Origin of the sequence: Clostridium beijerinckii (assembly GCF_018223745.1) — a bacterium.
GTDB classification, from domain to species: Bacteria; Bacillota; Clostridia; order Clostridiales; family Clostridiaceae; genus Clostridium; species Clostridium beijerinckii.
Window position 1 is genome coordinate 5489525 of record NZ_CP073653.1, and the last position, 12228, is coordinate 5501752.

10 protein-coding genes are annotated in these 12228 nt (G+C 31.1%); all 10 read right to left on the reverse strand.

Going from position 1 to position 12228, the window contains the following annotated elements:
* Window positions 1-406 precede the first annotated feature (406 nt).
* Window positions 407-2131 (reverse strand): methyl-accepting chemotaxis protein, encoded by a 1725-nt coding sequence (locus KEC93_RS24260; protein WP_077867698.1) that lies wholly within the window; start codon window positions 2129-2131, stop codon window positions 407-409.
* A 290-nt stretch (window positions 2132-2421) separates the two neighbouring features.
* A complete protein-coding gene (locus KEC93_RS24265) occupies window positions 2422-3864 on the reverse strand; it encodes a glycoside hydrolase family 1 protein (RefSeq protein ID WP_023975981.1) in 1443 nt (480 codons plus the stop codon).
* A 421-nt stretch (window positions 3865-4285) separates the two neighbouring features.
* Window positions 4286-4981, reverse strand: coding sequence for a manganese catalase family protein (locus tag KEC93_RS24270; protein WP_023975982.1), 696 nt, complete (start codon window positions 4979-4981; stop codon window positions 4286-4288).
* 322 nt (window positions 4982-5303) lie between these two features.
* Window positions 5304-6410: a DUF362 domain-containing protein gene (locus tag KEC93_RS24275; RefSeq protein WP_012060987.1), complete on the reverse strand. Its 1107-nt coding sequence runs from the start codon at window positions 6408-6410 to the stop codon at window positions 5304-5306.
* 383 nt (window positions 6411-6793) lie between these two features.
* The gene (locus KEC93_RS24280) at window positions 6794-7585 is read right to left on the reverse strand and encodes an AAC(3) family N-acetyltransferase (RefSeq protein WP_077867697.1); all 792 of its coding nucleotides are present in this window, start codon (window positions 7583-7585) and stop codon (window positions 6794-6796) included.
* Between the two features lie 25 nt (window positions 7586-7610).
* A complete protein-coding gene (locus KEC93_RS24285; RefSeq protein WP_023975984.1) occupies window positions 7611-8462 on the reverse strand; it encodes an AraC family transcriptional regulator in 852 nt (283 codons plus the stop codon).
* A gap of 46 nt (window positions 8463-8508) precedes the next feature.
* Window positions 8509-9558 (reverse strand): Gfo/Idh/MocA family protein, encoded by a 1050-nt coding sequence (locus KEC93_RS24290; RefSeq protein WP_077867696.1) that lies wholly within the window; start codon window positions 9556-9558, stop codon window positions 8509-8511.
* Between the two features lie 31 nt (window positions 9559-9589).
* Window positions 9590-10561, reverse strand: coding sequence for a sugar phosphate isomerase/epimerase family protein (locus KEC93_RS24295; protein ID WP_077867695.1), 972 nt, complete (start codon window positions 10559-10561; stop codon window positions 9590-9592).
* Window positions 10562-10595: 34 nt separating this feature from the next.
* On the reverse strand, window positions 10596-11696 hold the full coding sequence (locus KEC93_RS24300) for a Gfo/Idh/MocA family protein (protein ID WP_077867694.1): 1101 nt from the start codon (window positions 11694-11696) through the stop codon (window positions 10596-10598).
* A 225-nt stretch (window positions 11697-11921) separates the two neighbouring features.
* Window positions 11922-12047 (reverse strand): hypothetical protein, encoded by a 126-nt coding sequence (locus KEC93_RS26795; RefSeq protein ID WP_023975988.1) that lies wholly within the window; start codon window positions 12045-12047, stop codon window positions 11922-11924.
* Window positions 12048-12228: the final 181 nt, after the last annotated feature.

Genomic DNA, 12228 nt, shown 5'->3' on the forward strand with positions numbered 1-12228 from the left:
TTATATAACATAAATTCTATATATTCTGACCTTATCACATCTTTATTTTCCATTATTCATTTAATTTGTTAAACATGCTAAATTTAAGTTAAAATCTATTTATCAGCATTATCTTTATTGTCGAAATAGAGTTCGCTTTCTGTTATATGAATACAAAAATGCTGCTTTAATACATGGATTATTTAAAAATCTATACTAATTTTATTCAATATAAAACAATTACAAACCTTACTAAACAAAAAAGTAGGTATTGGAGCACTTTACTAATTCATCAAACACTAATTACTACCCCATTATAAATTAATGTACAATTCATCTACGGCTAATAATCACTTAAAGCAATTAAAATCTTTTATATGAATTGTACATCTATTTCTTCATATTTAATAACTAAAATTCTTAGAAATTATATTTTAAATTTCTCTATGGTCTCTTCTAATTTCTTTGCTAGAGTAAGCTGTTCTTTTGCATTAACTGAAATATTCTTCATAGAAGAGATTGAATTACTCGAACTATTTTCTATGCTGTTAGTGCTCTCAGAAGATCTTTGAGACATTTGGGCCATATGTTGAACCGCATCTGATACTTGACTTATTACTTCATTAATTTCCTCAGACATCCTTGCTAATTCGGAGGACATGGAATTTACGAAGTCTGCATCCTTATAATACTGCTTTCCTATATGCGAAAATTCCTCAAACTGTTTATTTACATCCACATCCATGAACTGTAAAAGTTCATTACTACTTAAAGATAGGTCATTGAAAGATTTTTCTACTTTTCCAATAACTTTTTTAACATTTTCAACTGCTTCTGAAGATTGATCTGCAAGTTTTCTAACTTCTTCTGCCACTATAGCAAATCCTCTTCCTTGTTCTCCTGCCCTCGCAGCTTCTATTGCAGCATTTAATGATAACAAGTTTATTTGCTCAGCTATTGCAGAAATAGCATTGGCCATAATCCCAATCTCATGCACTACCTTTCCTTCTTCAATAGCTTTAATAATCTTTTCTTCCTTCTCACGATATACTTTACTTATAGATTGAATTGCCTTATTACTACTATTCTCTACGGTATTTGCCCGTGCTTTTATATTTGTGACATTACTTGTTCCATCCATTGCCTTTTCAGATAATATATTAACGGTCAAGTTTACTTCTTTTACAGATGCAGATATCTCCTCTGCAATTGCACTATTTTCTTGAACACTCGTATTTATTTTCTTTGTTTCTTCATTTACTGCAATTAAATTACTACTTATTTCATTTACAGATATAGTCAAATTTTCACTGGACGAATTTACATTATGTATATTTTCAGTTATTGCACTTATAAGTTCACGTACATTTTGCTGTGCCCTATTCAAAGTATCTGCTGTTTGTCCATATTCATCATATCTCTTTAAAACTAAATCCTCTGAAAAATCGTAATTCGAAAGTCTAGTTGCTAAATTCTTTATTTTAAATAACACTTTTGATGAATCTCTTGATATTGCTATTCCAACAAACAAAGTTATTAAAACAGAGAAAATTCCCAACACAATAAATTGAATTTTAGTAAAATCTATAGATTCCTTCATGTTGCCCTGAGTTTCACTTGCTGCTTTTTCCATTACATCTGTTATCTGATTTATATCCTCCCTAGATTCAGCAAACTTTTTATTAAACTGTTCCTTATTTTTTACCTCTCCTGTATCTACATCAAAACTATCTAACCAGCCTTGATAATTGCTTTGAAATTCATCATAAAGTTCAAACACATTTTTGTTGCTTTCATTATGTTTAATATCTTGCAAAGATGCCTTAATTGGAATTAACACATTTATAGCATTGCTTGTTCTATCTTTTGCCTGACCTATGTTATCTTTTAAATCTTTCATATTCTTATTCTTATCAGGTTCACTTATGTTCGTATCACTTAAATTATTCTGAGCAACAAGAGCCTGATACATATCTCTATCTGCATTTAGTATGAGGCTATTTACCTTATATAATTTTTCATAATACATATCTGTTAATGTACCATAAGTATTTGTGATTTTTAGTATTCCTTCTATAGACAAGAATATAACCGCAATTAATGGTATTATTACCATCAACATTAACTTTGTTCTAATCTTTAAATTCTTCAATAAATCCCCTCCCTTTAACAACAAATTTCTTATTTTTTATTTTCAAATCTCTTTTATTTTTCAATAATATTATTATTGAAATAAAATATAGTTATTAAATTCTACACAATCTTGCTAATTCCTTTCTATTTTTGTATTCCATTTAAAAAATTTGGTATTTATAATCTTATATAAAGTTATTAATCAGCTAATTCTTTTTAACATTAATTTATAAACCAAAATAGATAAGTTTAAAGGAGTTATTGATAAAATCAACAACTCCTTTAAGCTTATCTATAAACTTACCTATTTTATAATTCTTCTCCATTTGTCCTTATGACATTTTCATACCAATAATAGCTATCCTTCTTATAACGATTCATTGAAGCGCCTTCTTCTTCTTCACGATCTACGTAAATGAAACCATATCTTTTTTGATAGCCATTCAACCAGCTTAATAAATCTGTTATAGACCATGTACAATATGCAATCACTTCTGATCCCTCATTAATAGCTTCTTTTAATTCTTCTATATGCGCCTTCAAGTACGCTATACGATAGTCATCATGAATTTTATTATCCTCAGTCTTTTTGTCAAATGCACCTAATCCATTTTCAGAAATAACTATTGGTAAATCATATCTACTTGTAATAGTTCTACAGCACATTCTTATCCCCATAGGATCTATTGTCCAATCCCAGTCTGTAGTTTTTAAATATGGGTTTGGAGGATTTTTAAATAATCCAGGAGTTCCACTAACTTGTGCTGATCCTTTTTTTCCTGTTGTATTCATTTCAGCCATTCCAACGCCATCAATTGGGTTATACTCAACAACCGCTGTTTGGTAGTAATTAACTCCCATAAAATCTACTTGAGCTGCTGCCTTCATAAGTTCCGCATCCCCATCTTCAAATACAGGTGCTACCCCTTGGCCTTGTAGATATTTTAATGCAGCTTTTGGATATCTTCCGTATGCATAAACATCCATCCACCAAAATGATTGTAAATCATCATAATCTGCTTTTGCTATATTATTTACTGGATTGCAGTCTATTGCATAGCTAGGTGAAAACGCAAAGCTTGCCCCTATCTTACCATCTGGCACTATTTTTCTAAAAGCAAGCACTGCTTTTGCATGAGCTAAATTTGCATGATGATTTACTTGATAGAACATCTTTAAATCATTCTTCTTTCCTGGTGGATGCACTGCCATTACCCATCCAAGACTTGTAAATATGTTTTGTTCGTTTAATGTTATCCAATACTTTACTTTATCTTTATAGCGTTTAAACAAAGTAATAGCATAATTCTCATAATCATCAATTATGTTTCTACTTTCCCAACCATTATATTCTTCCTGTAAAGCTATAGGTAAATCCCAATGATATATTGTAACCATTGGCTCTATTCCATATTTTAGACATTCATCAATTACATTGTCATAAAATTCTAATCCCTTCTCATTAACTTCACCTTTTCCTTTTGGATAAATTCTTGGCCAAGATATAGAGAATCTATATGTTTTTAATCCCATTTCCGCCATTAATGCAATATCTTCTTTATATCGATGATAATGATCAACAGCTACATCACCATTTGTTCCTTTGAATGTTTTTCCTGGAATTCTTACAAACTCATCCCAATTACTTCTTCCTTTTCCATCCTCTTCTGCAGCCCCTTCTACTTGGTATGCAGCAGATGCACTTCCCCATAAAAAATCATCTGGAAACCCATGCTTTTCTTTAAAATACATTCCTTTATCCTCCTACCAACAAACTTTCTATTATATCTTTATTAAAATTCTTTCAACAAAATACTATCCTTATTATTAACGACTACTTACAACTCTAGACTACCACAAACTTATTGCACTTGTCCATATAATTTATAACTTTTATTTTAAAATGTAATGTCATTTATTTAACAATAATATTATTTAATACTCTTTTATAAAACTCTACTATCCTATATATGTTGTGATAGTAAATTTACATTTAAGTCTCTGGTAAGCTACAAGCTGCGTTATTAATATAATTTATAAGCTTAATCGCAATATATATTAATTTTTCAAAATACAACTTATGGATTTTTTAATATAATCCATTTACTTCAATATAATAAAATAATCCTATGCAAAATTAATAATACATAATTTCGGCATAGGATCATATTTGCTAAGACCTAGTAGTTTTCCTACTATCTTCACGTGGATTTTTAAAGCTAGGAGGTGTTGGCTCAGGATTGTCAAAATACCTTCCAGGAGTTGATAAGTCAAAGTATAATCTAGAATCCTTTGTTACACCAAAATCTTTATTTGATGCTCTATCTTGCACCTTATTTAATGCTTCTCTAAATAGTGCATTATGAGCTTCTTCTCTATTTAATAGAAAATCTATTGTCTCTTTTACGTATTTATCATTAATTTGACGATATAGATATTCATATACAACCTTTGCTCTTTGCTCAGCTGCTATATCAGATAATAAGTCTGCTGCAATGTCTCCTGTAACATTAACATAATCTGCAGTCCAAGGATGTCCTGATGCATTAATAAGTCCTGGCGCAAGACCTGTCAATACGTGAGTTTCTATTTCTCCTCCAGGAGTTTTAGTATAATCAACTTCATGTCCATTTAGTAAATTTATAGTTTGTGCTACCATTTCCATATGACTTAATTCTTCAGCTGCAATATCTAAAAATAAATCATGAATTTCAGGATCTTTTACCCTAAAACTTTGTGAAAGGTACTGAAGTGCTGCCTTTAACTCACCATTTGCACCACCTAGCTGTTCTTGCATTAACACAGCATATTGTGGATTTGGTCTCTCTACTTTTACATCTCTAAGTAATGGTTTTTCGTGTTTAAACATTGTACTTGCCTCCATTCATCTCAGTTAAAATTATTTACAAAGTTAGTATTCAATAATCCAATGCTTATTATTCAAAACTCTAAATACATAACTGTTATAAATTTACATTTAGTATTCTAGAACGTTAGCTCTTTTAATAAAATTACACTACAAAAACTAAATTACAAAATATATAACGCTTTTCTATTTGATTTAATTTATATTTTTTAATTTATTAAACAAAAATACCTGCATCTCTGCAGGTATAAATTTATATTTTTTTATTTGTAGCTTACTAAAATTAAAACATATAATTTTTAAAACTTCAGAAATATGTTTATCTCTAAATTGTTATCAACTCATATTCCTTACTGCCTAAGCCTAATTCCACAGCATAGTCAATAGCAACTTTCCAATCTGTTTCTGGACTAACATTAGTAAAGTGATCATTGTGCTTACAACCGCTCTTTTCAAGAAGGCTACCTTTCATAACTGGCTGCTTATTTACTGCGTCTGCACAGGCTACATCTAATGCTACTGGATCAAAGGATGCAAACATACCTACATCTGGAACTATCGGTACATCATTTTCTGCATGACAATCACAATATGGTGATACATCAATTACCAAGCTGATATGAAAATTTGGTCTTCCATTTAATACTGCCCATGAATATTCAGCTATTTTCTTATTTAAAATATCATTTGATTCATCTGATGCTGGCATAACCGCATCCATTGGACAAATTCCTATGCAACGACCACATCCAACGCATTTGCTATGATTGATGAGTGCTTTTTTGTCTGTTAAACTTATTGCACTATGTGCACAGTTTTTAGCACACATACCACAGCCAACACATTTATCTTCATAAACGCTAGGTTTTCCACTACTATGCATTTCCATTTTTCCTGCGCGCGAACCGCATCCCATACCTATATTTTTTAAAGCGCCTCCAAATCCTGTTAACTCATGACCTTTAAAATGATTTAATGATATGAATATATCTGCATCCATAATCGCATGACCTATTTTAGCTTCTTTTACATATTTCCCACCAGTAACTGGAACCAAAGCTTCATCAGTTCCTTTTAAACCATCTCCAATTAATATATGGCAACCTGTTGAAAACGGACTATATCCATTTTCATATGCTGAATTTAAATGATCTAACGCATTCTTTCTGCCTCCTACATATAGAGTATTGCAGTCTGTTAAAAATGGATTTCCTCCTAATTCCTTAATAGTATCTACCACAACTTTAGCAAAATTAGGGCGCAAAAACGCTACATTTCCTGGCTCGCCGAAGTGAATCTTAATTGCTGCATATTTCTTCTCAAAATCAATTTGATCAATTCCTGCACTCTTAATTAAACGTTTTAACTTCTGTAGCAAATTTTCCTTAGCTGTTGCTTGCATATTAGTAAAATATACTTTCGATTTTTCCATTTTAAGTCCCTCCCAATTATTTATAAGCTAATGTACTAATTTAATTATAGATTTTAGAGTTAACTCTAAGTCAATACATATAGTAAAAAAATCTGGTAAAATGAAAGGTTAATTTCTTGTCGGAAAGGGTAAATTCATCTTAGCCGAAGTTAGTCTTGCACTATTTCTTGTAAAATGAAAAAGTAATACCCATTAAGAAAACTGGTAATGTTAAAGCGGGAGAAATTGTTTTAGATATTAAATAATTATTGAACGCGAAATAATATTTAACTAAATATATAAGAAACTTTAGCTGCTATTATTGTAAATATAGAAAATCACGACATTTTATTATTAATTGTCGTGATTTTTTAATTTGCTCATTATAATATTATTCTATATGATTATTTTCTATTCTTTTCAATCCATTCAACTGCAAAATCTACAATTTCTCGTTGTCTCATGAATCTTACATCCGCATTCCCTATTTTTGTATTTTCAACTCTATACTTTTTCTCAAAATCAATTCCTATATCCATAAAATCTTCACCATCAACATATAACGTTGAATACGTAACCCATTTACGCTCGCCATCTTTCATCATTGCACAACTGTTTTCTTCCATATGCTTTGATGGATAATCAGCTCTTTCATCTGCTAAATGAATAGATGTATTTTTATCATATCCAGTTCCCAATAGTAATACATATCCATCTAAATCATATAATTTCCCAATTGGAGAACTTTCACCAAAAATATCGCTTAAATCATGGTTGTTTATTAAATATTGTGCATTTTTTCCCCATGCAGCAAAAGACCTTACAGGATGATCACTTCTTAAAACACCTGGCCACTTTCTAAACATTTCTGCTACTGCTCCCATTGAATTTGTTGGAGTAATATCCTTATCATAAGCCGGCCAATTATCTCTTATAATATCCCACCATTCTATTGGTTCCTCCCAATGTACACCATATGCCGGATCCATGTTTTTCCATGTCTGTGTAGGTATAATTATAGTTCCATCTTTTCCAACTAGCTCTATTAATGCTTCAATTATGATTTGTGGGCCTCCACAAACAAATCCAAAGCTTTTCATTGAAGTATGAACTATAATATTTTGTCCACTTTTTATACCAAGTTGTTGCAGCGCATTTACTATATCTTTTTTAATTACAATTTTTCTATCACCCATACCCTTTCCCTCTCAACTTTAATATTTAATTTTTATTATCTCTTCTATATTTCATAGGCGTGCAACCTACTATATTTTTAAATAGCCTATTAAAAGTTTTAATGCTATTAAATCCACAGTTATAGGCTATCTCTGCAATAGTTTCATCTTCCTCAATTATACGCCACTCTGCTTTTTTAATTCTATAATTATTTAGATAATCTAAAAATGTTACCCCAGTATTTTCTTTGAAAAACTTTGTAAAGTAATATTTACTAAAACCTATAGATTTTGAAATATCATCTAAATCAATATGCTCTTGATAATTACTATCCACATATTGAAATACACTATCCATTTTCTTTAATCTTTCCTTTTCACGGCTTAGGTCTTCAGATGAATATGCTTGCTTAGGTATATATCTAAGTAGTATACCTGCCAGATCATATAATCTAGCTTTTATTATTAACTTATATCCTTCCTCAGCCTTACTATATTCATTGATAATCTCATTTATGTGCCTCTCCATTAGTGCATGAATTTCATTCCCCATGGTTAAATGTATTGATTGATTCCACATAGGTTTTATTATTTTAGCATCTTTTGTTCCTGAAAGAAAATTATCATATATGGAAGTTCTAAATTGTATTACAGCTCTATTACTGAAATTCTTTTCTTTAAAAAAACAATGTATTTCTCCACCACCAATTATAAGTATGTCCCCTTGTTTTAAATTATAAGTATCTCTATTAATACATGCCTTTAGTGTACCTTCCACAAGATAAATAATTTCTATATCTTCATGCCAGTGATGTGGTGTATTAGAATATCCATCATTAAAAAACAATCTAAAAGGAAATTCAGATTCTAATACTGTTTTTTCAAAACTCCCATGCATAAATATCTCCTCCAAAATAATTACAATTAAGCTTCTTGATTAATTTCTATAACTCTATCACTTTCTTCTTGATAACTGATTCACGAATACTCTCCATAAGCTTAATAACCCTCATTACCTCTGTATTCTTTACAAGAATTTCTTCTTCTCCTCTTATAGCTCCCATAACATTTCTATAAAAGTCCTTAACATCAGAATTAACAATTTTAAGTGCTTCTTCTTTAATTGTTTCCTCTGTCCTAGGCGCCATAGTTTTTGTTAATCCGGCAGCTGTTCTAATAGGAATTGCATCATTTTTACTGCTATCAGTAATACGAACGACTTTGCCTCTTAAATTCCAATCATCTATTACAGCTGTGCCATTTTGACCTAACACATACCAGCGCGGTAAATTTATAAAATTACTTGTTCCAACTTCTACAACGTAAATTAATCCGCTTTCAAATTCTAACTCAGCAGTAAATCCATCATCCACAAGTTCATTGGTAACATGAGTAAATCTAGCATATATTGATTTTATCCTTTCATTAATCATCATGCATGCCTGGTCAATAATGTGAACACCCCAATCTAAAAGCATTCCACCACCATGTTCTTCTTCTTGTCTCCAATCACCTGGTATGCCACGAGATCCATGTACTCTAGACTCTATTCTAAAGACATTTCCTAAGATAGCTTCATCATATATCTTTTTTACAGTTAAAAAATCCTCATCCCAACGTCTATTTTGATGAACAACCAAAACTTTATCCATTTCTTCTGCTATATCTACCATCTTCTTAAATTCTAAAGATGACATTGCTGCTGGCTTTTCACAAATTACATTTTTGCCAGCTTTTAATGAACTGATTACTATCTCTTTGTGTACATCATTTGGTGTTGCACATAAAACAATATCTACTTTCTCATCTTCTAAAAGCTCTTTAAAAGAATTATACGGATTTATTCCATGCTCTCTAGCAAATGCTTGTCTATCTTCTTTAATATCATAAGTACCGCAAACAGTCAAATTATCAATTCCTTCAATTAGCTCACGATGCCAATTTCCCATGCCTCCCAATCCAACTATTGCTAAATTGAACATCTCATTACACATTGTTTTATTTCTCCCTATCAAATTTTTATAATTATGCCCAAAACATATCACCTTTAGTTTCAAAAATAATTGCATCTTTTAAACAATTTATTGCTTTTATCAACCCTTCTTCTGTTGTCATCAAACTATCCTCATGTTCTATACTCAACGCATGATCATATCCAACCATTCTCAATGCAGAAACAATGTCCTTCCAATAGCCAATATCATGTCCATAGCCGACAGAACGAAAAATCCAAGAACGTTCAATTTCCTTACCGTAATGGCCTACATCTAGCACGCCGTTTATTGGACAATTTATTTCATCTATCTTTGTATCCTTTGCATGAAAGTGGAAAATAGCATTATGCTTTCCGAGCTCCCTAATTGCTGCCACTGGACTAACTCCTTGCCAAATTAAGTGACTTGGATCAAAATTAGCACCAATTTCTGGCCCTACAGCTTCACGCAATCTTAATAAACTTTTAGGATTATATACACAAAAACCAGGATGCATTTCAATGGCTATTTTATCTACACCATGAGCCTTTGCAAATTTCACTTTTTCCTTCCAGTAAGGAATTAAAACTTTATTCCATTGATAATCTAATATTTCAATAAAATCCTCTGGCCATGGGCAAGTAACCCAATTGGGTTTTTGGGAAGTTTCACTGTCACCAGGACAGCCAGAGAAACAGTTTAATATTCTTACTCCCATTTTTTCGCACATTAAAATTGCATTAGTCAAATCATCATCGAATTTTTTTGCTATTTCCTTATTTGGATGAATTGGATTGCCATGACAACTAAATCCACTGATTTCTAAACAGCTTCTTTCTAAAATAGATTTAAATTCGGTAAACTTTTCTTCATCTTTTAATAAAATTGCTGGGTCACAATGGTGTTTCCCTGGATAACCTCCGCAACCGATTTCAATTGTTTGTACACCTTTACTTGCCAAAAAAGAACAAGCATCTTCAAAAGATCTATCTTGTAAAACTGGATTAAACACACCTAATTTCATATAAATTCATCTCCATAAAATATAATATTATTAATTATTTAAAATATACAGCCTTACCAGTTTTAGCAGACTCATATATTGCTTCTAATATTTGAGTAACTATTAAAGCTTGTTCAGGCCTAACCACTAATTCATCACCATTAATGATTGCATTATAGAACGTACTTTGTTCTATATCAGGAGCATTATCTTCTTCTCCATCATAAAAAGCAACCCCAGTAGCATCTAGTGCCGGCTTTTCTATACATTGTTTATTATACTTAACAGAATTTATCCTCAAACCATCTTTCATATCAGCACCAGCTTTTGTACCACATAAAGAAGTTTTAGCTTCATCAACATCAAGACTATTTAGTGCCCAGCTTGATTCTAGATTTATTGTAGCGCCATTTTTCATCTTAATAAATCCGAAAGCTGAATCCTCTACTGTAAACATCTCTTTATCCCAATCGCCCCAAGCATTTCCTGTACATGTTTGATCCCCTAACTTGTAGTATACAGATCCTAGTACACACTCTGGTTCATAATTATCCATCATCCAAAGTGTTAAATCAAGAGCGTGAGTACCTATATCGATTAATGGACCTCCACCTTGTTCATCTTCATTTAAAAATACTCCCCAAGTTGGAACAGCTCTACGTCTTATTGCATGTCCTTTTGCATAATAGATCTCACCTAAATCACCATTTTCGCATGCAGCTTTTAAATATTTTGAATCTGCTCTGTATCTATTTTGATAACCTATAGTTAGGATTTTGCCAGTTTCTTGCGCTACTTCGAGCATAGCTTTAGCTTCAGCGTATGTTTTAGCCATTGGTTTTTCACACATAACATGCTTATCAGCTTTCATTGCTTCAATAGATATATAACTGTGTGATTTATTTGGAGTTAAGACGTAAACGGCCTTAATATCTTTTTCTTTTGCTAAAAGAAGTTTGTAGTCAGTATAAATCCTACTTTCTTCTTTGCCATATTTAGCTTTTGCTTCTATAGCCTTTTCCTCTATCAAATCACAAAATGCTTCTATTTCTATATTTTGATTCTTTTTTATTGCTGGTAAATGCTTTCCGTTTGCAATACCTCCACATCCTATAATAGCAACCTTTAGTTTCTTTTCATTGCATGTATTCTCCATAACAATTCCCGACTTTCATAGCTTATTAAACCTTAAAGTTTGAAGTCAGTTTTTCACTTCCTTTCATAGTAAATTATCATAATTTATTACTCTTATGAATGATACGTATCATTGTCTTTCATAAATAATTCTATACTTAAATTCGTCTATTTACTCGCCATTAATTGCTTAGTTATTCTCAAATATTGTTTTGACTATATTCTTTGAATGTTATGATACATTAATTTACCACTTTAGATTTAAAACAAAATATTCATTATCTATATTATAATTATTAATAGACTTGTTAGTTTCAAAAAAAATCTTTCCTCCCTCCTCACCCCAGCCTTTTTCCGTCACCAATTCAAACATAATTTTTCCTTGTTCTTTATCCTAATCCATTATTTAAAAACCATAAAAAGAAAAACTTTATTTTATTAAAATAAAGTCTCTTTTTTTCTATTATCTTCTATTTTATTTTTTTCTTATCTAGCAATGCTTATTAGATTAATCATTAGCGGTGGCAAATTGATAGAATTGCCTGCACATAATC

What these genes read in the sequence shown, in the direction of transcription:
- KEC93_RS24265 (WP_023975981.1), bottom strand. Translation starts at nt 3,864, where the DNA reads ATGTATTTTAAAGAAAAGCATGGGTTTCCAGATGATTTTTTATGGGGA.
- KEC93_RS24270 (WP_023975982.1), bottom strand. Translation starts at nt 4,981, where the DNA reads ATGTTTAAACACGAAAAACCATTACTTAGAGATGTAAAAGTAGAGAGA.
- KEC93_RS24275 (WP_012060987.1), bottom strand. Translation starts at nt 6,410, where the DNA reads ATGGAAAAATCGAAAGTATATTTTACTAATATGCAAGCAACAGCTAAG.
- KEC93_RS24280 (WP_077867697.1), bottom strand. Translation starts at nt 7,585, where the DNA reads ATGGGTGATAGAAAAATTGTAATTAAAAAAGATATAGTAAATGCGCTG.
- KEC93_RS24285 (WP_023975984.1), bottom strand. Translation starts at nt 8,462, where the DNA reads ATGCATGGGAGTTTTGAAAAAACAGTATTAGAATCTGAATTTCCTTTT.
- KEC93_RS24290 (WP_077867696.1), bottom strand. Translation starts at nt 9,558, where the DNA reads ATGTGTAATGAGATGTTCAATTTAGCAATAGTTGGATTGGGAGGCATG.
- KEC93_RS24295 (WP_077867695.1), bottom strand. Translation starts at nt 10,561, where the DNA reads ATGAAATTAGGTGTGTTTAATCCAGTTTTACAAGATAGATCTTTTGAA.
- KEC93_RS24300 (WP_077867694.1), bottom strand. Translation starts at nt 11,696, where the DNA reads ATGGAGAATACATGCAATGAAAAGAAACTAAAGGTTGCTATTATAGGA.
- KEC93_RS26795 (WP_023975988.1), bottom strand. Translation starts at nt 12,047, where the DNA reads ATGTTTGAATTGGTGACGGAAAAAGGCTGGGGTGAGGAGGGAGGAAAG.